At 68.9% G+C, this 22,086-nt stretch carries 18 protein-coding genes; 9 read left to right on the top strand and 9 right to left on the bottom strand.

Annotated features, from left to right (window positions below):
- Positions 1 to 130: 130 nt before the first annotated feature.
- The gene (locus tag R9B84_RS12290) at positions 131 to 490 is read left to right on the top strand and encodes a c-type cytochrome (RefSeq protein ID WP_423758148.1); all 360 of its coding nucleotides are present in this window, start codon (positions 131 to 133) and stop codon (positions 488 to 490) included.
- A 40-nt stretch (positions 491 to 530) separates the two neighbouring features.
- A complete protein-coding gene (locus tag R9B84_RS12285; protein WP_047898680.1) occupies positions 531 to 890 on the top strand; it encodes a c-type cytochrome in 360 nt (119 codons plus the stop codon).
- An 85-nt stretch (positions 891 to 975) separates the two neighbouring features.
- Here R9B84_RS12285 and R9B84_RS12280 read toward each other — a convergent pair whose 3' ends face one another.
- Positions 976 to 1,443 carry a DUF1841 family protein gene (locus R9B84_RS12280; protein ID WP_400158225.1) on the bottom strand — a complete coding sequence of 156 codons (468 nt, stop codon included), beginning with the start codon at positions 1,441 to 1,443 and terminating at the stop codon, positions 976 to 978.
- 252 nt (positions 1,444 to 1,695) lie between these two features.
- On the opposite strand from R9B84_RS12280, the gene R9B84_RS12275 reads away from it, so the two are divergent.
- Positions 1,696 to 2,625, top strand: a complete 930-nt coding sequence (locus R9B84_RS12275) for a DMT family transporter (protein ID WP_034184814.1) — start codon at positions 1,696 to 1,698, stop codon at positions 2,623 to 2,625.
- 86 nt (positions 2,626 to 2,711) lie between these two features.
- Here R9B84_RS12275 and nth read toward each other — a convergent pair whose 3' ends face one another.
- Positions 2,712 to 3,356, bottom strand: a complete 645-nt coding sequence (gene nth, locus R9B84_RS12270; RefSeq protein ID WP_423758147.1) for an endonuclease III — start codon at positions 3,354 to 3,356, stop codon at positions 2,712 to 2,714.
- The gene (rsxB, locus tag R9B84_RS12265; protein WP_423758146.1) at positions 3,353 to 4,381 is read right to left on the bottom strand and encodes an electron transport complex subunit RsxB; all 1,029 of its coding nucleotides are present in this window, start codon (positions 4,379 to 4,381) and stop codon (positions 3,353 to 3,355) included. The genes nth and rsxB overlap by 4 nt, the downstream gene beginning before the upstream one ends.
- A 156-nt stretch (positions 4,382 to 4,537) precedes the next feature.
- On the opposite strand from rsxB, the gene R9B84_RS12260 reads away from it, so the two are divergent.
- Entirely contained in the window at positions 4,538 to 5,170 is a 633-nt protein-coding gene (locus R9B84_RS12260) for a TetR family transcriptional regulator (RefSeq protein WP_047898676.1), read from the top strand.
- A gap of 81 nt (positions 5,171 to 5,251) precedes the next feature.
- Here R9B84_RS12260 and R9B84_RS12255 read toward each other — a convergent pair whose 3' ends face one another.
- Together R9B84_RS12255 and R9B84_RS12250 are read right to left on the bottom strand one after the other, a co-directional pair.
- Complete coding sequence (locus tag R9B84_RS12255; protein ID WP_423758145.1) at positions 5,252 to 6,724, bottom strand: polyhydroxyalkanoate depolymerase; 1,473 nt, start codon at positions 6,722 to 6,724, stop codon at positions 5,252 to 5,254.
- Positions 6,725 to 7,015: 291 nt separating this feature from the next.
- Positions 7,016 to 8,845: a glycoside hydrolase family 15 protein gene (locus tag R9B84_RS12250; RefSeq protein ID WP_065499502.1), complete on the bottom strand. Its 1,830-nt coding sequence runs from the start codon at positions 8,843 to 8,845 to the stop codon at positions 7,016 to 7,018.
- Between the two features lie 163 nt (positions 8,846 to 9,008).
- Here R9B84_RS12250 and R9B84_RS12245 point away from each other — a divergent pair, with 163 nt between their 5' ends.
- Positions 9,009 to 10,253 carry a lactonase family protein gene (locus R9B84_RS12245; protein ID WP_423758144.1) on the top strand — a complete coding sequence of 415 codons (1,245 nt, stop codon included), beginning with the start codon at positions 9,009 to 9,011 and terminating at the stop codon, positions 10,251 to 10,253.
- A 100-nt stretch (positions 10,254 to 10,353) separates the two neighbouring features.
- Here R9B84_RS12245 and R9B84_RS12240 read toward each other — a convergent pair whose 3' ends face one another.
- Entirely contained in the window at positions 10,354 to 14,769 is a 4,416-nt protein-coding gene (locus tag R9B84_RS12240; protein WP_423759996.1) for a DNA translocase FtsK, read from the bottom strand.
- A gap of 648 nt (positions 14,770 to 15,417) precedes the next feature.
- Positions 15,418 to 15,963, bottom strand: coding sequence for an META domain-containing protein (locus R9B84_RS12235; RefSeq protein ID WP_423758143.1), 546 nt, complete (start codon positions 15,961 to 15,963; stop codon positions 15,418 to 15,420).
- A 213-nt stretch (positions 15,964 to 16,176) separates the two neighbouring features.
- On the opposite strand from R9B84_RS12235, the gene purT reads away from it, so the two are divergent.
- The 4 genes from purT (at position 16,177) to R9B84_RS12215 (ending at position 20,016) form a co-directional block, all read left to right on the top strand.
- Positions 16,177 to 17,391, top strand: a complete 1,215-nt coding sequence (purT, locus tag R9B84_RS12230; RefSeq protein ID WP_175944934.1) for a formate-dependent phosphoribosylglycinamide formyltransferase — start codon at positions 16,177 to 16,179, stop codon at positions 17,389 to 17,391.
- 18 nt (positions 17,392 to 17,409) lie between these two features.
- Positions 17,410 to 17,595, top strand: a complete 186-nt coding sequence (locus R9B84_RS12225; protein WP_423758142.1) for a DUF6726 family protein — start codon at positions 17,410 to 17,412, stop codon at positions 17,593 to 17,595.
- Positions 17,596 to 17,675: 80 nt separating this feature from the next.
- Positions 17,676 to 18,056 (top strand): MliC family protein, encoded by a 381-nt coding sequence (locus R9B84_RS12220; protein ID WP_423758141.1) that lies wholly within the window; start codon positions 17,676 to 17,678, stop codon positions 18,054 to 18,056.
- A 388-nt stretch (positions 18,057 to 18,444) separates the two neighbouring features.
- A complete protein-coding gene (locus R9B84_RS12215; protein ID WP_423758140.1) occupies positions 18,445 to 20,016 on the top strand; it encodes a DEAD/DEAH box helicase in 1,572 nt (523 codons plus the stop codon).
- A gap of 184 nt (positions 20,017 to 20,200) precedes the next feature.
- Here R9B84_RS12215 and gluQRS read toward each other — a convergent pair whose 3' ends face one another.
- Entirely contained in the window at positions 20,201 to 21,094 is an 894-nt protein-coding gene (gluQRS, locus tag R9B84_RS12210) for a tRNA glutamyl-Q(34) synthetase GluQRS (RefSeq protein ID WP_423758139.1), read from the bottom strand.
- A 19-nt stretch (positions 21,095 to 21,113) separates the two neighbouring features.
- Positions 21,114 to 21,968, bottom strand: a complete 855-nt coding sequence (locus tag R9B84_RS12205) for a sulfurtransferase (RefSeq protein WP_047898665.1) — start codon at positions 21,966 to 21,968, stop codon at positions 21,114 to 21,116.
- Positions 21,969 to 22,086 lie beyond the last annotated feature (118 nt).

Raw genomic sequence — 22,086 nt, 5'->3', positions numbered from 1 at the left:
GGACGCGTTCCCCGCCGACGCGGTACAATCTGGCCGTTTTTTTTGGCCTGCGTGGCGATCCGATAAGCAAAACGGCGCGGGCCGTTGCCGCTTTGGCGCCAGTTTCCCCTCAAGCTAGGTTACAAGAGCTATGAACAAATTCGTCGGCAAACACGTCGTTGTCGCAGCGCTCGTGGCGCTCGCGGGCAGCGCGCAGGCGGCCGGTGTGGTCGGCAACCCGAAGGACGGGGCGAGCAAGGCCGCCACGTGCATCGGCTGCCACGGCATCCAGGACTACCGCGCGGCGTACCCGGAGGTCTACCGGGTGCCTGTCCTCGGCGGCCAGAACCAGCAATATCTCGAGAACGCGCTGAAGGCCTACCGCAAGAAGGATCGTCACTTCCCGTCGATGAACGCGGTCGCCGGTTCGCTGACGGACCAGGACATCGCGGATCTGGCGGCTTACTACGCCGTCCAGAAGGCCGACACGAAGGACAATCCCTACAAGTAAAGCGCGCGCCGCCGATCTCTCCGGCGGGACAGGAGCATTCATGAACAACGCATTCAAGACGGCGGCGGTGGCACTGGCGGCCGGCCTCGCGATCGGTACCGCGCACGCAGCGGACATCACGAAGGGCAAGGAACTGGTCGAATCGCACAACTGCGCGGCCTGCCACGGCGCGCAGATGAACAAGCCGATCAACGCCGAGTATCCGCGCCTCGCCGGCCAGCATGCCGACTACCTCGTGTGGGCGATGCGCCAGTACCAGATGGGGCTGACGAACCCGCTGCTCGGCCGCAACAACGCGATTATGCAGGCGCAGGTGCAGAGCCTGTCGGTCAGCGACATGAAGGACATCGCGTCCTACATCGAATCGCTGAAAGAGACCGATCTCGTGTTCAAGAAGTAAGCGCGACGGGCCAGACAGGCCCGCGCAGCAAGAATACCCCGCCTCGGCGGGGTATTTTTTTGTCCGCGGCCCGGCGCCGCCGCGCTCAGTCGCGCGATGCGCGGCGCAGGATGCGTTGCAGGTACGCGTCGGTATCGGGCGGCGTGTTCGTGCGCTGCGCTTCCCAGATCGTCTCGCCGAGGCATTCCATGATCGCGTGCTGCGCGTCGTGGGTCGAGTCGAGCTTCGCTGCCAGCTTGTCGTGCGCGGCGCGGATGCCCGGCGGCTGGTCGATCGACAGTTGCTCGCTGATCGCGAGGTGCATCGACAGGTGCAGGAACGGGTTCGTGCGACCTTCCTCGGGCGTGTAGTTGCGCGCGGCCGCACCATCGGCATCGTCGAGTTCGGCGTGGTATTCGGGATGCTCGACGATCCAGTCGGCTGCCATCGCTTCCAGCGGCGTCAGGATCTCGCCCGCGCGCTGCTTGCGCCAGGTCTCGGTGAAAAAGCGACGGACTTCGTCGCGGCTTGGATTGAACATGGTGGGGAAACGTCGTGATTCGGGCGGCGTCATGCCGCGTCGCGCATTGTACGCCGGGTCGGCGGACGGCGCTGGCGGCGGCCTGGAGCGGTGGGCGCGGCAGTGGTGGCGGGGCGGTCGGCCTGACGGTGCGGATGCGCGGGTGCGCGGCGATGGTCGGTTGCCGCCCGTTGCGGCCGCTCCGTCCCGGGGCCGCGGAACGGGTAAGCGCGGGCTAGGCTCGTGGCCGCCGCGCCGCTACACTCCGACGTTGCCAGTCACCGCACCGTTCTCATCCGTTCCGTCATGACCGCCACCGCCCGCTCATCGTCCGCGGCCCTTCAGGGTACGCTCTACGTCGCGTTGTCCGCCGCCGCGTTCGGCGCGATGGCGATTTTCGGCCGCTACGCATACGCAGCCGGCGTCGACGTGCTCGGGCTGCTGATCGTGCGCTTCGCGATCGGCGGCGCGGTACTCGCCGCGATCGCGCGCCACCGCCGCGTCGCGTGGCCGCGCGGGCGCGCGCTCGCGCCGCTCGTGGCGATGGGCGCGCTCGGTTACGTCGGCCAGTCGTTCTGCTATTTCAGCGCGCTGCAGCACGCGCAGGCGAGCCTCGTCGCGCTGCTGCTGTATCTGTATCCGGCGTTCGTCACGCTGCTGGCCGCATGGTGGCTCGGCGAGCGCCTCACGCGCGCGAAGGCCGTCGCGCTCGTGCTGTGCGTCGCGGGTTCGGCGCTGATGGTCGGCGGCGGGCACGGCGAGCCGCTCGGGATCGCGCTCGCGCTGGCGGCCGCGGTGATCTATTCGCTGTATATCGTCGGCGGCACGAAGGCGACGCGCGGCGTCGATCCGCTCGCGACCACCGCGATCATCTGCCTGTCGGCGACTGCGACGCTCGTGGCGATCGCCGTCGTGCGGACCGCGGCGTTCGGCGCGCCGCCGCGCTGGCCCGCGACGGCCGGCGGCTGGGCGTCGATGCTCGCGATCGCGCTCGTCTCGACGGTCGCGGCCATGCTCGCGTTCTTCGCCGGGCTCGAGCGGCTCGGGGCCGCGCGCACGTCGATGCTGTCGACGCTCGAACCGGTCGTGACGGTCGCGCTCGCGGCGCTGCTGTTCGGTGAAGCGCTGTCGCCGCTGCAGTGGGCGGGCGGCGTCGCGATCCTCGCGGCCGTGCTGGCGCTCGTGCGCGCGGGCGGCGCGGCGGCCGACGATGCCACTGCGACTTCCAACGCGTAGTCGGGGAGGGGAAGGGGGCGCCGCGACGGAGCCTGCGTTGCGGGCCGCGCCGGACCGGGATAGTGCGGCTCTGTCGCGCCTGACGCTTACTCGTTGGGCGGCGGCGTCTTCGGCCTGAATTCGCACAGCGGCTCGATCGCGCAGTGCCAGCATTCGGGCTTGCGGGCCTTGCACACATAGCGCCCGTGCAGGATCAGCCAGTGATGCGCGTCCTGCAGGAAGTCCTTCGGCGTGAACTTCTCGAGCGCGGCCTCGACGGCCCGCACGTCCTTGCCCGGCGCGAGTCCCGTGCGATTCGCAACACGGAAGATATGCGTGTCGACCGCGATCGTCGGCTGGCCGAACGCGGTGTTCAGTACGACATTCGCGGTCTTGCGGCCGACGCCCGGCAGGCTTTCGAGCGCTTCGCGATCGGCCGGTACGTCGCCGTCGTAGCGGTCGAGCAGGATCCGGCACGTCGCGACCACGTTCTTCGCCTTGGTCCGGTAAAGACCGATCGTCTTGATGTACTCGGTGACGCCTTCCTCGCCAAGCGCGACGATTTGTCGCGGGGTGTTCGCGACCGGAAACATCTTCCGCATCGCCTTGTTGACCGACACGTCGGTCGCCTGCGCGGACAGCATCACGGCGATCAGCAGCTCGAACGGCGTCGAGTATTCGAGTTCGGTGGTCGGATGCGGATTGAGGCTCTGCAGCGTTTCGTAGATCGCGCGTCGTTTGCTGGCGTTCATGGAGCGTTCTGGTCGGGCGGCGCGGACGGGCCGCCTTGGTCGTCGTTGCCTGCGTCGCTGTCGTTGCCGTTGCTGCCCGGCGCCGCGGCTTCGGCGTCGCGCTGCGCTTGCTGTTCGGCGAGCCGTTTGCGGCGGGCCTCGGCCGCGTCGATCTGCGCCTGGACGGCTGCGCTCACGCCTTCGGTGTTCTTCGGCCCGGCGCCCTGCCCGGAGAGTTCTTCCTTCTTCTTGCGCGCGCGTTCGAGCGCGGCGGCGATGATCGCGCGTTTCTTCGCATCGGCGTCGTCGGCGGCCGGTGTAGTGGCCGGCACGCCGGGCTGCGGATCGGGCTGCGTTCCGGGTGGCGTGTCGGGTTGTCCCGCTGCGGGCTTCGCAGCACTGGCCGCGCGGCGGGCGGCGGCGCGCGCTTCGGCGGCCTCGCGCTCGCGGCGCTGGCGGGCGAGCCGCAGGTCATGGCGTTCGCGCGCGGCATCGGCCTGCTCTTGCGACCACGCGTCCCAGCCGGTGCGATCGCCGGTCACGGGCAGCATCGCGATGCAGTCGACGGGGCACGGTGGCACGCACAGGTCGCAGCCGGTGCACAGCGACTCGATGATCGTGTGCATCTGCTTCGGTGCGCCGACGATCGCGTCGACCGGGCACGCCTGCATGCACAGCGTGCAGCCGATGCACAGGCTTTCGTCGATGAATGCGACCGCGCGCGGATGCTCGCTGCCGTTGACGGGGTTCAGCGGAATCACCGGCTTGCCGAGCAGGCCGGCGAGGCGCGCGATGCCTTCGGCGCCGCCGGGCGGACACTGGTTGTAGTTCGCGTTGCCGGCGGCGATGGCCTCGGCGTACGGACGGCAGCCGTTATAGCCGCACTTCGTGCATTGCGTCTGGGGAAGCAGATCTTCGATGCGATCCGCGAGTGTTTTGGAGTCGGTCACGGTGACAACGGGCGCAGCGGCGCCGAATGGCTCTCGGCCGCGCGCGGCGAGGCCGGAAAGGTTTGCCAAAGCTCGATTATCGCCGATTTCCCGCATTGCGCTGGACGCCGTCTGTGCGCATAATCGAACCGCTTTTTTGCAGGGGCTCAGCAGGAGGGCGGCCGCATGCGGCGCGCCCGTTCCAGGGCGGCCGGCGCCGAGGCGGTGGGGGTGCCGGTCCGGATCAAGCGGCTCACATAGCAAAACGCCACCATGAATCAGCCAAAAATCAAAAGAGATCCTGAAGGTACGCGCCGTCGCATCCTGATGGCGGCGGCCGAAGAGTTCGCGAGTGGAGGGCTGTTCGGCGCGCGCGTCGACCAGATCGCGCGCCGTGCCGAAACCAACGAGCGCATGCTCTATTACTACTTCGGCAGCAAGGAGCAGCTGTTTACGGCCGTGCTCGAACACGCGTTCTCCGCGCTGACCGAGGCCGAGCGCGTGCTTGATCTCGACGGCGTCGCGCCGGTCGAAGCCGTTACGCGGCTCGCGCATTTCGTTTGGGACTACTACCGCGACCATCCGGAGCTGCTCAGGCTCATCAACAACGAGAACCTGCACGAAGCGCGCTACCTGCACAAGTCGACGCGGATCCGCGAGATGATGTCGCCGATCGTCGCGAAGCTCGGCAACGTGCTGATGCGCGGCCAGAAGGCCGGGTTGTTTCGCAGCGACGTCGATCCGCTGCGCTTCTACGTGACGCTGTCGGGGCTCGGCTACTACATCGTGTCGAACCGCTTCACGCTCGCCGCGACGCTCGGCCGCGACTTCACCGACACCGACGAGCGCGCGGAGATGGTCCGGATGAACACCGAGGTGCTGCTCGCGTATCTGCTGCGGCGCTGACGCGGCGATCATTCGCCGCCCGATGTAAAAACGCCGCCGTGCGCAGGCAACGGCGGCGTTTTTTCGTCGGAACGCGGTGCGTCAGGCGGCCTTGCGCGTGCGCACGGCTTTTGCGCGCGGGCTGCTGCTTGCGCGCTTCGCGACCGGTGCGGCCTTGGCGGGCGCGGCAGTCGTGGCCGGTGCCTTCGCACGCGTACGCTTCGTCACGGTGGCGCGCGTCGTTTCAGCCGGCGTGTCGATGACCGGCACGGCCGTCAGCGTCGTGGCCGCCGGCGCCTCGGGGCGATCCTTCGTCGCGCCGTTCTTCGGCTCCGGCGCATGCTCGCGGATGAAGTCGCGCAACTGCGGGTAGATGATCGTGCGCCAGCGGCGGCCCGAGAAGATCCCGTAGTGACCGCACTTCTCGGCGGTCAGGCTGCGGCGATGATCCTGCGGGATGCCCGTGCACAGCTCGTGCGCGACGTGCGTCTGGCCGCTGCCCGAGATGTCGTCGAGTTCGCCCTCGATCGTCATCAGCGCGGTGTGCCGGATGTCCTGCGGACGCACGCGCTCGCCCTCGACATCCCACGTGCCTTCGGCCAGCTGGAATTCCTGAAACACGACGCGGATCGTCTCGAGGTAATACTCGGCGGCCATGTCGAGCACCGCGTTGTATTCGTCGTAGAAGCGGCGGTGCGCTTCGGCGTCGTCTTCGTCGCCGCGCAGCAGGCTCTGGTAGAAATCCCAGTGCGATTGCGCGTGCCGTTCCGGGTTCATCGCGACGAAGCCCGTGTGCTGCAGGAAGCCCGGATAGACCTGGCGGCCTTCGCCCGGATAGTTCGCGGGCACCGTGTGGATCACGTTGTTCTCGAACCACGCGGTCGAGTGCTGCGTCGCGAGCGAGTTCACCGACGTCGGGCTGCGGCGCGCGTCGATCGGGCCGCCCATCATCGTCATCGTGAGCGGCGTATCCTCGCCGCGGCTCGCCATCAGCGAGATCGCCGCGAGCACCGGCACCGTCGGCTGACACACCGAGATCACGTGCAGGTTGCGCGCGCCGATGTGACGGATGAATTCCTGGATGTACGCGATGTAGTCGTGCAGGTGAAACGGGCCGGTCTCGACCGGCACCATCCGCGCGTCGATCCAGTCGGTGATGTAGACCTTGTGATCCTGCAGCAGCGTGCGCACCGTGTCGCGCAGCAGCGTCGAGTGGTGGCCCGACAGCGGCGCACAGACCAGCACGACCGGCTCGTCCTTCAGTTGCGTGACGGCGTCGGCGTCGTCCGAATAGCGCTTGAAACGCAGCAGCCGGCAGAACGGCTTCTCGACGATCGTCTGCTCGACGATCGGGATGTTGTGACCGTCCTTGACGATCTGATGAAGGTTGAATTCGGGCTTCTCGTAATCCTTGCCGAGCCGGTACATCAGTTCGTAGGCGGCGGCCATCCGCGTCGCGCCCGGCATCAGCGAGAACGGGCTGGACGGATTGGCGAACGATTTGGAGGCAGCCTGGGCCCAGGCCGTGAGCGGGCTCAGCATGGCCCGCTGGAATTCGTGCAGTTGGTAAAGCATGCAGACTACTCCCGCGTGGGGGACGGTGCGCAAGGGCGGCGTGGGGCGTCGCGGCGTGCCGTGGGGGTCAGCGGCCGGCCATGTTGCACTGCGGCCGGACAATCGCGTCGATCATATCGGACAACGATGGGTGTTGCAATGCAACATTTCCCCGATTTTTCATCATATTTTTGCTATTTGACGTTCTCTCAAGAAAGCGCTGGGCCGCCCCGGGTTTTCTTGACCCCCTCGGGGGGCCTGGCGCGAAGCGACAGGTCCGGGGGCGCTCTGAACAAGCCGCCCGCGCCCCGTTCAGCGCCCCGTGGCCATCGCCGGCGCCGGCTGGCCGGCCGCGCGCGCCATCGCGTCCTCGTGGTGCATCAGGTTCATCGCGGTATGCACGAGCGCCACGTGCGAGAACGCCTGCGGGAAGTTGCCGACGAGCCGCCCGGCGACCGGGTCGTACTCCTCCGCGAGCAGCCCGAGATCGTTCGACAGCGACAGCAGCCGGCTGAACAGGCGGTGCGCGTCGTCGATCCGGCCGAGCAGCGCGTAGTTGTCGACCAGCCAGAAGCTGCATGCGAGAAACGTGCCTTCGCCGGGCGGCAGGCCGTCGTCGTAGTCGGTCGTGCGGTAGCGCATCACGAGGCCGTCGTGCAGCAATTCCCGTTCGATCGCGTCGACCGTGCCGACGATGCGCGGGTCTTCCGGCGGCAGGAAGCCGAGCAGCGGCATCAGCAGCACGCTCGCGTCGAGTTCGTCGCTGCCGTAGCTCTGCGCGAATGCCTGCTTGCCTTCGTGCCACGCGTTGTCGCACACGTCGGCATGGATCTGCTCGCGCAGCGCGCGCCAGCGGTCGAGCGAGCCGGGTAGCCGGAACATCTCCGCCGACTTGATCGCGCGGTCGAACGCGACCCACGCCATCACCTTCGAGAACGTGAAATGGCGACGGCCGCCGCGGGTTTCCCAGATCCCCTCGTCGGGTTCCCGCCAGATCTTCTCGAGATGGTCGAGCAGCGCGCACTGCACGGACCAGACCGTGTCGTCGGCCTGCAGGCCGCCCACGCGTGCGAGGTGCAGCGCGGCCATCACCTCGCCGAACACGTCGAGCTGGAGCTGGTTCGCGGCGCCGTTGCCGATGCGTACCGGCTTCGAGTCCTGATAGCCGGGCAGCCAGTCGAGCTCCATTTCGGGCAGCCGGCGTTCGCCGGCGATCCCGTACATGATCTGGATCTGCTCGGGCGAACCGGCCATCACGCGGCCGAGCCACGTGCGCCACGCGCGCGCCTCGTCGTAGTGGCCGCCGCGCATCAGCGCGAGCAGCGTGATCGTCGCGTCGCGCAGCCAGCAGTAGCGGTAGTCCCAGTTGCGGTTGCCGCCGATCTTCTCGGGCAGCGACGTGGTCGGCGCCGCGACGATGCCGCCGGTCGGCTCGTATGCGAGCGCCTTCAGCGTGATCAGCGAACGGCGCACGGCGGCCGCGTAGCGGCCCTGCACCTGGCAGCGGCCCGACCATTCGAGCCAGTAGTTCTCGGTGCGCGCGAGCATCGACAGCGGATCGCGCGCGGGCGGCAGCCGCAGGTGCGATGCCGCATAGCTGAGCGAGAACGGCACGCGTTCGTCGGCGCTCACCGTGAATTCCGCAAGCGTATGAAGATTCTTGCCGGTCAGCGGCACGGGCGTGCGCAGCACGACGGTGTCGGGGCCGGCGATCGCCTTCATCCCGTCCTCGCGGGTCAGTTGCGTGACCCACGGGATCGAGAAGCCGTAGTCGAAGCGCAACACGAGCTCCATGCGCATCTTCATCGTGCCGTGGCGGCCGACGACGATCCGCACGAGTTCGGACCAGCCGTTGCCGGGCGGCATGAAGTCGATCACAGTGACGGCGCCGTCGGCGCTTTCGTAATCGGTTTCGAGAATCAGCGTGTCGCCGCGATAGCGGCGGGTGGTGTGCGTGATCGCGGCGTCGGCGGCCGGCGCGAGCAGCCAGCGGCCGTGCTCGGGCGTGCCGACGAGCGCCGCGAAGCAGGCGCCCGAATCGAAGCGGGGCCAGCACAGCCAGTCGACGGAGCCGTCTTTTGCGATCAGCGCGGCGGTGTGGCCGTCGCCGACGAGGGCGTAGTCTTCGATCAGGGCGGGCATGGGCAGGCGATCCTTGGTTTCGAGTTCACAATGCGGACGGCGGCGCCCGGGCTTCACGTGCCGGTGTCGTGCCCCGTATACTCGGCCGGGCGGCGGAGCGCATGAACGGCCGGCGTTTCGTCCTATCTCAACACTTGAAGCGACTCGATGCAAGGAGGATTCAATGCCCAACCGTTTACGCGAGCATGACGCACGCGCTTCGACACGAGGGTTCCCGCTCAGGCTCGCTCACTGGATGAAAGGTTTCGCGATCGTGCTCTCCCTTTCCGCGACCCACGCATTGGCGCAGCAATCGCCCGTCCCGGCCGACGGCGTCTACAACCTGCTCGTCGGCACCTATACGGGCGGCGGCAGCGACGGGATCTATGTTTACCGCTTCGATACGAAAACCGGCAGCGTCGCGCCGGTATCGTCGGCGAAGACCGTGAATCCGTCCTATCTGTTGCCGAGCCGCGACGGTCGCACCGTCTACGCGGTCAACGAACTGCCCGGCGACGACGGGCCGGCGACGCAGCGCGGCGGCGTCAGCGCGTTCCGCTTCGACGCGAAGACGGGGGCGCTGACCTTCATCGACCGCGTGTCGTCTGAAGGGAACGATCCTTGCTATCTCGCGCTGTCGCCGGACGGCAAGTACCTCGTGACGGCCAACTATTCGGTCGCGGCGGATCCGGGCGGCAGCTTCGCGGTGTTTCCGCTGCGCGACGATGGCGCGGTCGGCCAGGCCGTGCTGAGCGTGCACCATGAAGGCACGGGGCCCGTGAAGGGCCGCCAGGACGGCGCGCACGTGCACTCGACGGTGTTTTCGCCGGACGGCCGTTACCTGTTCGTGCAGGATCTCGGCGCGGACAAGATCTATGGCTACCGCTATACGGTGGACGGCAGCCGCGGGCTGATCGGCCCGACCGACACGCGCTACACGCCGGCGAAGGCCGGTTCGGGCCCGCGTCACATGGTGTTCAGCGCCGACGGCCGGTTCGCGTACGTGACGAGCGAGCTCAACGCGTCGGTCGAGGTGCTCGGCTACCACGACGGCAAGCTGACGCCGGTCGAGACGCTGCCGATGACGGCGCCGGGCTTCAAGGGCAAGATCGGCGGCGGCGCGATCCACCTGTCGCCGGACGGCCGCTTCCTGTACGCGAGCAACCGCGGCGACGCGAACGACATCGTGATCTACGCGGTCAACAAGGCCGACGGCCGGCTGAAGCACGTCGGCCGCCAGTCGAGCCTCGGCAAGACGCCGCGCGAGTTCCTGATCGATCCGACCGGCAAGTGGCTGATCGTCGGCAACCAGGACAGCGATACGTTCTACGTATTCAGCCGCGATGTCGAAACGGGGCAGCTCGGCGCGAATCCGCAGAAGGTCGCGGTCGGCAAGCCGGTCGACTTCAAGCTGGTGCCGGTGCTGTAAATGACGAAGGGCGCTGCGGATGCAGCGCCCTTTGTGTTCCGGGGCGACCGGTTTTCCGGTGCGTCCGCCTCGGGTAATGGCGGCCGACCGGCCGCCTTGCTCAGTCGGCCGCGGCCGGCACGAGCACTTCGCGGCTGCCGTTGATGCCCATCGCCGACACGAGCCCGGCCGCCTCCATCTGCTCGACGAGGCGCGCCGCGCGGTTGTAGCCGATGCGCAACTGCCGCTGCACCGACGAGATCGACGCGCGCCGCGTGCGCACGACGAACGCGACCGCTTCGTCGTACAGCGGATCGGCTTCCGCGTCCGGCGCTTCGCCGAACAGGTCCTGCGTCGCGCCGTCGGCGGCCGGGCCGTCGAGAATCCCTTCCTCGTACTGCGGCTCGCCGAACTGCTTCAGGTACTCGACGATCCGGTGCACTTCCTCGTCGGCGACGAACGCGCCGTGCACGCGCTGCGGATAACCGGTGCCCGGCGGCAGGAACAGCATGTCGCCCATCCCGAGCAGCGATTCGGCGCCCATCTGGTCGAGGATCGTGCGCGAATCGATCTTCGACGACACCTGGAACGCGACGCGCGTCGGGATGTTGGCCTTGATCAGGCCCGTGATCACGTCGACGGACGGACGCTGCGTCGCGAGGATCAGGTGGATGCCGGCCGCTCGCGCCTTCTGCGCGAGGCGCGCGATCAGCTCTTCGATCTTCTTGCCGGCGACCATCATCAGGTCGGCCAACTCGTCGATCACGACGACGATCAGCGGCAGCGTCGACAGCGGCTCGGGATCCTCGGGCGTCAGCGAGAACGGGTTGCCGATCTTCTTTTCCTTCGCTTCCGCGTCGCGGATCTTCTGGTTGAAGCCCGCGAGGTTGCGCACGCCGACGGCCGACATCAGCCGGTAGCGCTTTTCCATTTCGCCGACGCACCAGTTCAGCGCGTTCGCCGCGAGCTTCATGTCGGTGACGACCGGCGCAAGCAGGTGCGGGATGCCTTCGTAGACCGACAGCTCCAGCATCTTCGGGTCGATCATGATGAGCCGCACGTCCTCGGGCGTCGCCTTGTACAGCAGCGACAGGATCATCGCGTTGATCGCGACCGATTTGCCCGAACCGGTCGTGCCCGCGACGAGCATGTGCGGCGCCTTCGCGAGATCGGTGACGACCGGGTGGCCCGTGATGTCCTTGCCCATCGCGATCGTCAGCTGCGACGGCGAATGCTGGTACTCGCGCGCGGCAAGGATTTCCGACAGGCGGATCATCTGGCGCTTCGCGTTCGGCAGTTCGAGGCCCATGCAGGTCTTGCCGGGAATCGTCTCGACGACGCGGACCGACGTGAGGCCGAGGCCGCGCGACAGGTCCTTCATCAGGCCGACGATCTGGCTGCCGCGCACGCCGAGCGCGGGCTCGATCTCGAAGCGCGTGATCACGGGGCCGGCCGACGCGCCGACGACCGTCACCGGCACCTTGAATTCCTGCAGCCGCTGTTCGATCACCTGGGCCGTCTGCGCGAGGTGTTCCTCGGTGATCATTTCGACGTCGTCGGACGCGGGCTCGAGCAGGTCGAGCGTCGGCAGTTCGACGTTGAACGACGCGGGCGCGTGGAATTCGAACGCGTTCGGGCGCGGCTGGCGCGCGGGGGTGTCGGGGGCGGCGGTTGTTTCGGCTGCGGCCGGCGCGGCCGGTTCGGTCGCCACGGTGGCGATTGTGTCGATGGGTGCCGCAACGGGGATCGTCGGCACGGCGGCAACAGGCGCCGGCGCGGGCAGGCCGGTGCCGGGAAGGGTTGCTGCCGGCTGCGGTGCGGCGATCGATGCGACCACCGGTGTTGCGGACACATTCGGCGCCGACCAGCTCGCCGACGATGCGGCAGGGGCGGGCGGTGTTGCGAACGTCGTGGTTGCGGTTGCCGCAGGCGCCGATGCGATCGGCAGCGGCTGCGTCGCGGTTGTTGCCGCGATGGGCGCCAGCGATCCGGCCGCGGCGACAGGCGAGCCCGCGACCGGTTGAGCCGGAGCCGCTGCGGCCGTGGTCATCGGGGTGACGGCGCCTGAGGGCGGGGTCGTCACGACGGAAGCGGCTGGCGGAACAGGCAGGCTGGCCGCCGGTTGCGGTGCGGGTGTGCCGGATCCGCCGAATGTCGTGCCGGTCGACGAGGTTGCCGTGTTGGCCGAAAGAGTCGATGCGGGTGCGAAAGGCTGCGCAGCGATCGAGCCGGATGCGATATTCACCGGCGTCGCGGGAGCGGTCACAGGTGTCGCCGCCGGTGCGGGCGTTTGCGTTGTCGAACCGGATGTCGAACCCGACACGCCGGTCGTTGGCGGTGTCGCGGCGTGCGTGACGGTCGATGCGCGGGGGAGTGAACCGTAAGTCGCGCCCGTAACGCCGACCGGCGCCGTCGATGCGGCCAGTTGCGAAGGCGAAGCGGGTGCAGCGCCGGTTACGCCGACTGGGGAAGTCGATGTGGTCGATGCAACGGTCGATGCCGATGCGGCCGGCTGCGAAAGCGAAGCGGATGCAGTGCCGGTTACGCCGACCGGGGAAGTCGATGCGGTCGATGCAACGGTCGGTGCCGCTGCGGCCGGCTGCGAAAGCGAAGCGGATGCAGCGCCGGTCACGCCTGCCGGGGAAGTCGATGCGGCCGGTTCAACGGTCGATGCCGATGCGGCCGGCTGCGAAAGCGATGCGGATGCAGTGCCGGTTACGCCAGCCGGGGAAGTCGATGCGGCCGGTTCAACGGTCGATGCCGACGCGACCGGTTGCGCAAGCGAAGCGGATGCAATGCCGGTTACGCCAGCCGGTGAAGCCGCAGCGGTGTCGGGCGCAATGCTCGATGCCGATGCAGATACCTGCGCGGTCGAACCGTAAGCGCCGCCGCCGAGCGGCGACGTAGCGGCGGCCGAAGCCGTCGGTGCTGCGGCAAACGGTTGAGCTGCCTGCGATTTCGGCAATTCCGCGGAGACGGCCGTATATGTCGTTGCAGGTTGCACCGTCGGCGGAATCGACGGCGTCCGCGTCCACTCTGTCGCGGGCGCGGCACCCGGTGCGATTGCCGACGGCGGCGCGGCACGCTCTGCCGCTTTCGGCTCGGCGGCTTCCGTTGCAATACGCGATGCAGTCAGTGCCGACGCTGCCGCAAGCGGCACGGCGTCGGAAATGGCGTGCGTCGATGTTTTGGCGATCGACGAAGAGGGGAGGGCCGCAAACGGAGCGATCCCCTCAGCGGATTCGACGTCGGCGTGAGCATCGGCGAGGCTCTGCGGCGCCCGGGCGGGTGCAAGGCGATCGATTGCAGGCGCCGGTTGCGCTTCGTACTTGTCGGCGGTATCGCCGGACGCAACCGGGCTGCTCGCAGCGATGTCGCGAACCGCCTCGTCGTGCGGTTGCGTAGAGGCCGCATTGGCCGGCTCCGATTCCGTCGCGTCCGTCAGCGATACGTCGAATGCGGAAACCGGCTGGCTGGCGAGTTCTTCCCACGGAGCGAGGTCGATCGGCGCGTCGAACGACGGCGCGGGTGCGATCCCGAATGCCGGCTCGGCGGGCGCATCGTCGGCGTGCCGGATCTCGAGGGCGCCGTGATGCGAAAACGCGGCGTTGTCGATGCCGCTATCCGGCAGCGTCTGCGGGATGAAGTCGTCGAACGTCGTGGCGCCCGTATCGGCAACCGAAGCATGCGTCATGCCGGACTCTGCCGGCATGAACGCATCCAGCGCGATCGGCGTGTCGTCGTCATAGGCGGCCGCATCGCGCTCGACCGGGGCACTGGCGTCATGGGCCGCGACACCGTGCGTCGCGGAGACGAACCCGTTCGACACGGCCGCCGACACCGGTGCGGCAACGCTGCCGGCTGCCGCGGCCACACCAGCCACGGTTGCGCCTGCCGCCGCCGCGTGCGCGGCATCGGCCGACCGCGCACTGCCGAGCGTGGCCCATTGCGCGGTGCTGGCCTCGATCGAGCGCAGCGTGTCGTGAACGCTCGGCGCCGGCGTGATCGGTGCGGCGGGCTTTTCCGTCCAGGCATAGAGCGGCGCGCGTGTCGGCGTTTGTGGCGCCGGGCGGCGTCGCGCGGTGTCCGGCGGCAGGCCGGCCGCGCCGGTTCCCGCGACCGGTCGCACCGGCGGGCGCGGCGGCGGCGCACTGGCCGGCCGCGGCGCGACCGTGGCGCGCGGAGCGGTCGGCTTCAACGCAGCGGTGGCCGATCGTGCGGCGGTCGGCCGCGGCCGGACCGGTTCGAATCCGACCGGCAGCGGGGCGGGATCGGGGCGCGGCACTTGCGAGTTCGCCGCCGCGCGCGCGAGGCTCGCGGTGCTGCCGGTGGTCGGCGGCGGCATCGCGCTGGTCGGGATCGGCGCGGGCGGCGCCGGCATGCTGCGACCGGTCGCGGTCGGCTTCAGCCAGCCCGACGGCGCGACGGGTTCCGCGTGCGGACGCGGCGGCGCCTTGCTGCGCGGCTTCGGCCGCGCCTGCGGGTCGGGTTTCCACAGCGTCGGGCGCGAATACCGGCCGTTCTGGCGTGGCGCCATCGAGTTGACGGTATGCGCCGTGGTCGGCTGCACGATGTCGTCGTCGCGATGCAGCGCGCTGCGCGGCAGATCGGCGATGCCGCGCGCGTCGTCGTCGCCGCCGTCGCGCGACAGCTTGACGCCGAACGACGTGTCGACCCAGGCGGAGAACTGTCGCCAGCCGATGCCGGTCAGCCAGGGCAGCCCGGCGAAGAACAGCACGACCATCGCGACCGGCGTGCCGATCGGGCCGAGCACATGGGCGAAGCCGGCGGAAAACGCATGGCCGAGCGCGTTCGTGTCGGGGCCCGACAGCGGGCTCGTCAGCGTGCAGCTCGCGACGAACACCGCGGCAAAGCCGAGCCACAGGCGGATCGAGCCGCGGCCTGCGAGCCCGCCGCCGCCGGGCAGCATCGCCTGCACGAGACGCCAGAAGAGAAGGAGGAACCAGACGGCGGAGATGCCGAACCAGCCGAAGACAACCGTGTGCATGCTTTGAAACAGGAGTGGGGAGGGGCGCGCGGGGCGCGACCCGCCGAGTTTAACCGGCCGGCGAACAAGATTCTAAGGCGGCGTGAATTCGTTTTACGCCGCGCGGCGCGTGTGTCCGGCACACGCGCGCGACGCGCAACGCGAAGGCGGTCGGCCGGCCTTCGCGCGCGCGGTGCATCAGGGGCTCCGGTGCGTGAAGGTCAGCGTTGCGCCGGCATCGGTCACGATCTGCAATTGCTTGGGCTCGCGCATCTGCACACCGGTCTTCTCGACGTGGGCGAGCGCGTCGAGGTACGCGTGTTCGAGCTGGCCGCCGAGCGTATTCGGGCAGGCCATCCGCGTGCCGGCGAGCGGCCCGAAGCTCAGCAGGCCGTTCTTGATTGCGTAGGTGCCCATGTAGCGGTTGCAGCCCGAGAACCCGCTGGCGCGCCGGATGCCCGATTCGGTCGACAGCGCGAGCTTGATCGGCTCGCCGTTGTCGCCATGCGGGATCGTGCGTTGCGTGCCGTCGGCGTTCAGCCAGCTGGTGAGTTCCCAGCTCGTGTCGTCGAGCAACTGGACGGCGGCCGCATTGTACGGGTCGGGCGCGGGGGCGGCGGAATCGGGGTGGGTCGGCATCGCGCAGGCGGCGAGAAGCGTGGCAAGCGTCAACGCGCAGAGCGGCGCGCGCAACGGGCGAAGCAGGCCGGTGCGTGCGCGTGCGGCCGCGGACAGGTGGGACATGAGCCTCGTTCCTCATCGGATTCTGATCAAGGCGTAAGAGTAACGCACCCGCCCCGCGACAGGCGAGCCGACACTTCGCGCGTGAAAACGTTCGCAGCCTGCCCGTGAGCGGCGCGCGACCGGGCAGCGGCGCGGCGAAACGCGCCAAACCGGCGTCGTGGCGCGTGTTAACATCGGAGCCGTTTTCGTCCTCCACCAGAAGCGGGAAATCACATGCAGATCGGTCAGCGGCTCGGTACGCCGCTTTCGCCCTCGGCCACGCGCGTCATGCTGCTCGGCGCCGGCGAACTCGGCAAGGAAGTCATCATCGCGTTGCAACGGCTCGGCGTAGAAGTCATCGCGGTCGACCGCTATCCGGACGCACCGGGCCACCAGGTCGCGCATCGCGCGCACGTGATCGACATGACGGACGCCGCCGCGCTGCGGGCGATCGTCGAGGCCGAGCGCCCGCACCTGATCGTGCCGGAGATCGAGGCAATCGCGACCGACGCGCTCGCGGCGATCGAGGCAGCCGGCCTCGCCGAGGTGATCCCGACCGCACGCGCGACGCAGCTTACGATGAACCGCGAAGGAATCCGCCGGCTCGCGGCCGAGGAGCTCGGCCTGCCGACGTCGCCGTATGCGTTCGCGGATTCGTTCGAAGCCTTCAGCGCGGCGGTCGCGAAGATCGGCATGCCGTGCGTCGTGAAGCCGGTGATGTCGTCGTCGGGCAAGGGGCAGTCGGTCGTGAAGACCGAAGCCGACGTGAAGCCCGCGTGGGACTACGCGATGGCGGGGGGCCGTGTGAACCACGGCCGCGTGATCGTCGAAGGCTTCATCGATTTCGAATACGAGATCACGCAACTGACCGTGCGCGCGATCGATCCGGCGACGCTCGGCACGCGCACCTACTTCTGCGAGCCGGTCGGCCACGTGCAGGTCGCGGGCGACTACGTCGAGTCGTGGCAGCCGCAGCCGATGAGCGCGGTGGCGCTCGAGAAGTCGCGCGAGATCGCGCACAAGGTCACCGAGGCGCTGGGCGGGCGCGGGATGTTCGGCGTCGAGCTGTTCGTGCGCGGCGACGACGTGTGGTTCTCCGAGGTGAGCCCGCGGCCGCACGACACGGGCCTCGTCACGCTCGCGTCGCAGCGCCAGTCGGAATTCGAGCTGCACGCGCGCGCGATTCTCGGGCTGCCGGTCGATCCGGCGCTCGGTACGCCGGCCGCGTCGGCCGTGATCTACGGCGGGCTCGACGAGCGCGGGATCGCGTTCGAAGGCGTGCGCGACGCGCTCGCGGTGCCGGGTGCCGACCTGCGCCTGTTCGGCAAGCCGGAAAGTTTTGCGAAGCGGCGCATGGGCGTCGCGCTGGCGACCGGCGCGACCGTCGACGAAGCCCGCGAACGCGCGAAGCGCGCCGCCGCGGCCGTGCGGCCCGTGTCGGCCCGCTGACGAAACGAGGAGAGGACGATGGCGCCGATCTGGCTGCGTATCGGAAAACTGGGTGTCGTGCTGGCGCTTGCTGCGAGTCTCGCGGGTTGCGGCGTCGCGGCCGCGCCGTGCCGGGTGGCATCGGCCGGGCTCAAGATCGTGCCGCTCGTCGGCCATCTCGCGGCCGCGCCGACCGACGCGTGTGCTGACGTCATCGATCCCTGACAGCGCGACCCGACGCGAAACCAACAATAACCGCGCGCCCCGCGAGGGCGCGCTTCCACCCGTCTCGTGAGAGGACCTGCATGATTCGCCAAACCGTCGCCGCACTCGCGCTCGCCGGCACCGCCGTTTCCGTTGCGCATGCCGCGCAACTGACCGTCGAAGAGATCGACGCCGATGCGCGCCAGCAGACCGTCTACCAGTGCGCGAACCAGAAGCAGCCCGTGCGCGTGTCGTACTGGCTCGCGGGCAACGGCCAGAGCTTCGCGCTCGTGCCGGTCAACGGACGGCAGCTGCTGTTCGTCGATACCGTGTCGGCTTCGGGCGCACGTTATCAGGCCGGCCGCTATACGTGGTGGACGAAGGGCAAGGAAGCGACGCTGCGCGACGAGATCGCCGACCAGAAGGCGCCGCCTCTGCTTGGCGACTGTGTCCAGGTCGAGAAGAAAAAGAAGAAGGGCTGAACGCCGGGCGCGATCGCGGATCGTGCCCGCCGGCGCCTGCCGGCTGTCGGACCTGAAGGTTCGGCGCTCGGGCGGGGCGCGGGCGCTTGGGCAACGCAATCCGGGATCGGGCCCCTGATATCGCTCGCTGGCCGGTCGGGATAGCCCGATCGGCCGGTTCGCCGACCGCGCGGGGCCGGACGGGCCCGCCGCGCGAACCGCCGTTGCGGCCGTTCGCGGCGTTGTCACGGACAGATGGCCGCGCAGTGCTACAATACGGCCCTTTCCGCCGGCATTCGCGCCGAACGGAGTCCGCACGGCCTGGTGTCCGGCGTTCGCATTGAACCGGTCCCAAGCGCCAGAGCGGCGCCGCGCGGCGCGCCGCGGCTCCGTCTATTTCCGAATTGTGATGAGCGCAGGCCCGGCTGGCCTGTCGCACGATGTCCCCGCCGCGCCTTTTGAGCGAAACGCCACCATGTCCGATTCTGTCGCCAAGCCCGTCGACGCAACCTTCGACCAATTCGGCCTTGCCGCCGATATCCTGAAAGCCATTGCGGAGCAGGGTTATACGACGCCGACGCCGATCCAGGCGCAGGCCATTCCGGTCGTGCTCGCCGGCCGCGACGTCATGGGCGCCGCGCAAACGGGCACCGGCAAGACCGCGAGCTTCTCGCTGCCGATCATCCAGCGCCTGCTGCCGCAGGCCAGCACGAGCGCGTCACCGGCGCGCCACCCCGTGCGTGCGCTGATCCTCACGCCGACCCGCGAACTCGCCGACCAGGTCGCCGCGAACGTGCACGCGTATGGGAAGCACACGCAGCTGCGCAGCGCGGTGGTGTTCGGCGGCGTCGACATGAACCCGCAGATGGCCGAACTGCGCCGCGGCGTCGAGATCCTGATCGCGACGCCGGGCCGGCTGCTCGACCACGTGCAGCAGAAGACGGCGAATCTCGGCCAGGTGCAGATCCTCGTGCTCGACGAAGCCGACCGGATGCTCGACATGGGCTTCCTGCCCGATCTGCAGCGCATCCTGAACCTGCTGCCGAAGGAACGCCAGACGCTGCTGTTCTCGGCCACCTTCTCGGCGGAAATCAAGAAGCTCGCGTCGACCTACCTGCGCAACCCGCAGACGATCGAGGTCGCGCGCAGCAACTCGACGAACGCGAACGTCACGCAGATCGTCTACGACGTCGCCGAAGGCGACAAGCAGGCGGCCGTCGTGCAGTTGCTGCGCGATCGCGGGCTCAAGCAGGTGATCGTGTTCTGCAACAGCAAGATCGGCGCGAGCCGGCTCGCGCGCAATCTCGAGCGCGACGGCGTGGTCGCGTCGGCGATCCACGGCGACAAGACGCAGATCGAGCGGATGCAGGCGCTCGACGCGTTCAAGCGCGGCGAAATCGAGGCGCTGGTCGCGACCGACGTGGCCGCGCGCGGCCTCGACATCGCCGAACTGCCGGCCGTGATCAACTTCGACCTGCCGTTCAGCGCGGAAGACTACGTGCACCGGATCGGCCGTACGGGCCGTGCGGGGGCGACCGGCGACGCGCTGTCGCTGTGCAGCCCGAACGAGCGCAAGCAGCTCGCCGATATCGAGAAGCTGATCAAGCGGCCGCTCGAAGTGCAGACGCTCGCGCTCGACAAGCCGGCGCGCCATCGTCTCGACGAGCGTGGCAGCGAGCGCGGCGGCGAGCGTAGCGGCGATCGCAACAGCGAGCGCGGTGGCGAACGCGGCGGCCGGCGCGAGCGCGACGAGCATCGCGGTGCGTCGGGGCGCCGCTCGGCCGGTTCCGAGCGCACGGGCCATCACCGTCGCCACGACGCGCCGGTCGACGATTTCTTCCTGAAGCCGTATGAACCGTCGGCGACGGCGAAGCAGTCGGATGACGCGCAGCCCGTGCAACAGCCCGAGAAGAAAGGGCCGAAGCGGCAGGTCGCCGCGCTGCTCGGCGGGTTCGGAATGCCGCGCAAGCCGTCGGTTTAAGCCGGACGGACGTGGCGGTGCGGCGCGCGAGCGCTGCCGGAAAAGCGGGTGCATGCGATGAGCATGTGCCCGTTTTTTATTAGGGCCGTGGTTAGGGGGCGGGTGTCGCGCGGAGGGGCCGGCGAGCCGTTCAATCGGCACTCGAGCGGCGCTCGATCGGCGCGAAGCCGACTAGCCGGGTGCTTTATCCGGCCAGCGGCCCGAAGCGCCGCGCCCACGCAGCCGTCGCGGCCGCGTAGAACGCATCCAGCGTCGTGCCCGCGAGCACGCCATCGGGCGCGAGGCCCAGATGCGCGGCTGCGGCCTGCAGCGCCGGCAGCGGATCGTCGCGCTCGAGCGCGGTCGCGCCCGTCTGCTTGCTGAGCTTCTCGCCGTTTGCGTCGACCACGACGGGCACGTGCAGATACCGCGGCGTCGGCACGCCGAGGCAGTGCTGCAGATGGATCTGGCGCGCGGTCGAATCGAGCAGGTCGGCGCCGCGCACGACGTGCGTGATGCGCGCATCGGCATCGTCGACGACGACCGCGAGCTGATAGGCCCATTGCCCGTCCGCGCGCTTCAACACGAAATCGCCGACTTCGGTCGCGAGGTTCTGCGATTGCGTGTGCTGCCAGCGGTCGTCGAACGTGACGATCGCGGCGTCGCCGTCCGGTACGCGCAGCCGCCATGCGCGGGCAGGCTTGCCGTGCAGACCGGTGCGGCAGGTGCCCGGATACGCGAGCGTCGTATGGCGCTCGTGTGCGGCGCGCAGCGAGTCGGCGATTTCCTTGCGCGTGCAGCCGCACGGATAGACGAGCCCCGCTGCGACGAGCTGGTCGAGCGCGGCCGTATATGCGGCATCGCGCGTGCTTTGCCAGACGGGCGGCTCGTCGGGCGTCATGCCGAAATGCGCGAGTGTCGCGAGGATGTCGTCGGCCGCGCCGGGTACCGTGCGCGGGCCGTCGAGGTCTTCGATGCGCACGAGCCATGCGCCGTCGTGCGCGCGTGCGTCGAGCCAGCTCGCGAGCGCGCCGACCAGTGAGCCGAAGTGCAGCGGCCCGGTGGGCGACGGTGCGAAGCGGCCGCGATAGCCGTTCATCGGGGCGCGAGTCGTGCGTTTACGCGGCGCTGGCTGCCTGCGCGCAGGCCGGGCACGACTTGCCGGCCACGTAGCTCGGCGACTGTTGCGCTTCCGGCGTGACGACGGCGCGGCACGCGAAGCACGTGACGTTCTCGGTGGGCTGGAGTTGCGGGTTCAGTGCGGTGCGGTAGTCGAACACGAAGCAGTCGCCGTGATAGTGCGCGCCGCCGACTTCCTCGAAGTACTTCAGGATCCCGCCTTCGAGCTGGTACACGTTCTCGATGCCGATTTCCTTCATGTGGATCGCGGCCTTCTCGCAGCGGATGCCGCCCGTGCAGAACGACACGACCGTCTTGCCGTCGAGATCGGCGCGGTTCGCATCGATTACTTCCGGGAACTCGCTGAACTTGTCGATCCGGTAGTCGAGCGCGTCGTCGAACGTGCCGACGTCGACCTCGAACGCATTGCGCGTGTCGAGCATCACGACCGGGCGGCCCGCGTCGTCGTGGCCGCGGTCGAGCCATGCCTTCAGCGTGCGCGCGTCGACGAACGGCGCGCGGCCGAGTTCGGGCTTGATCGCGGGCTTCTTCATCGTGATGATCTCGCGCTTCAGGCGCACGAGCATGCGGCGGAACGGCTGCGAGTCGGACAGGCTTTCCTTGAACTGCAGCGTCGCGAACTTGCCCTCGAACAGCGGATCGTGGCGGATGTACGCAATGAACGCGTCGGCCGCTTCGCGCGTGCCGGCGATGAACAGGTTGATGCCTTCCGGCGCGAGCAGGATCGTGCCGCGCAGGTCGAGTTCGTTGCAACGGGCGGTGACGAGCGGGCGCCATTGTTCGTTCGCGTCGAGCGACACGAAGTGGTAGGCGGCGAGGTTGACGATGGTCATGATGGTCCGACGGGAAAACGGCCGCACGGCGGCCCGCAAAAAAGGGTGCGAAGCCGTGGCGAAGATTCGAAAACCCGTATTATCCCGCAAACCGCGCGCGTACCGGCATCCGGCCGTT

The organism is Burkholderia sp. NLJ2 (genome assembly GCF_049487195.1).
GTDB lineage: Bacteria > Pseudomonadota > Gammaproteobacteria > Burkholderiales > Burkholderiaceae > Burkholderia > Burkholderia pyrrocinia.
Note: the sequence above shows the minus strand (reverse complement) of the source record. Positions and strands in the feature narration are given on the sequence as shown.

Bases quoted from the DNA above. Each gene is read 5' to 3' on its own strand.
- R9B84_RS12245 (WP_423758144.1), top strand. From the start codon at position 9,009: ATGCCCAACCGTTTACGCGAGCATGACGCACGCGCTTCGACACGAGGG.
- R9B84_RS12260 (WP_047898676.1), top strand. From the start codon at position 4,538: ATGAATCAGCCAAAAATCAAAAGAGATCCTGAAGGTACGCGCCGTCGC.
- R9B84_RS12205 (WP_047898665.1), bottom strand. From the start codon at position 21,968: ATGACCATCGTCAACCTCGCCGCCTACCACTTCGTGTCGCTCGACGCG.
- R9B84_RS12250 (WP_065499502.1), bottom strand. From the start codon at position 8,845: ATGCCCGCCCTGATCGAAGACTACGCCCTCGTCGGCGACGGCCACACC.
- R9B84_RS12235 (WP_423758143.1), bottom strand. From the start codon at position 15,963: ATGTCCCACCTGTCCGCGGCCGCACGCGCACGCACCGGCCTGCTTCGC.
- R9B84_RS12285 (WP_047898680.1), top strand. From the start codon at position 531: ATGAACAACGCATTCAAGACGGCGGCGGTGGCACTGGCGGCCGGCCTC.
- R9B84_RS12275 (WP_034184814.1), top strand. From the start codon at position 1,696: ATGACCGCCACCGCCCGCTCATCGTCCGCGGCCCTTCAGGGTACGCTC.
- R9B84_RS12240 (WP_423759996.1), bottom strand. From the start codon at position 14,769: ATGGCGCCACGCCAGAACGGCCGGTATTCGCGCCCGACGCTGTGGAAA.
- nth (WP_423758147.1), bottom strand. From the start codon at position 3,356: ATGAACGCCAGCAAACGACGCGCGATCTACGAAACGCTGCAGAGCCTC.
- purT (WP_175944934.1), top strand. From the start codon at position 16,177: ATGCAGATCGGTCAGCGGCTCGGTACGCCGCTTTCGCCCTCGGCCACG.
- rsxB (WP_423758146.1), bottom strand. From the start codon at position 4,381: ATGCGGGAAATCGGCGATAATCGAGCTTTGGCAAACCTTTCCGGCCTC.
- R9B84_RS12280 (WP_400158225.1), bottom strand. From the start codon at position 1,443: ATGACGCCGCCCGAATCACGACGTTTCCCCACCATGTTCAATCCAAGC.
- R9B84_RS12255 (WP_423758145.1), bottom strand. From the start codon at position 6,724: ATGCTTTACCAACTGCACGAATTCCAGCGGGCCATGCTGAGCCCGCTC.
- R9B84_RS12220 (WP_423758141.1), top strand. From the start codon at position 17,676: ATGATTCGCCAAACCGTCGCCGCACTCGCGCTCGCCGGCACCGCCGTT.
- R9B84_RS12225 (WP_423758142.1), top strand. From the start codon at position 17,410: ATGGCGCCGATCTGGCTGCGTATCGGAAAACTGGGTGTCGTGCTGGCG.
- R9B84_RS12215 (WP_423758140.1), top strand. From the start codon at position 18,445: ATGAGCGCAGGCCCGGCTGGCCTGTCGCACGATGTCCCCGCCGCGCCT.
- gluQRS (WP_423758139.1), bottom strand. From the start codon at position 21,094: ATGAACGGCTATCGCGGCCGCTTCGCACCGTCGCCCACCGGGCCGCTG.
- R9B84_RS12290 (WP_423758148.1), top strand. From the start codon at position 131: ATGAACAAATTCGTCGGCAAACACGTCGTTGTCGCAGCGCTCGTGGCG.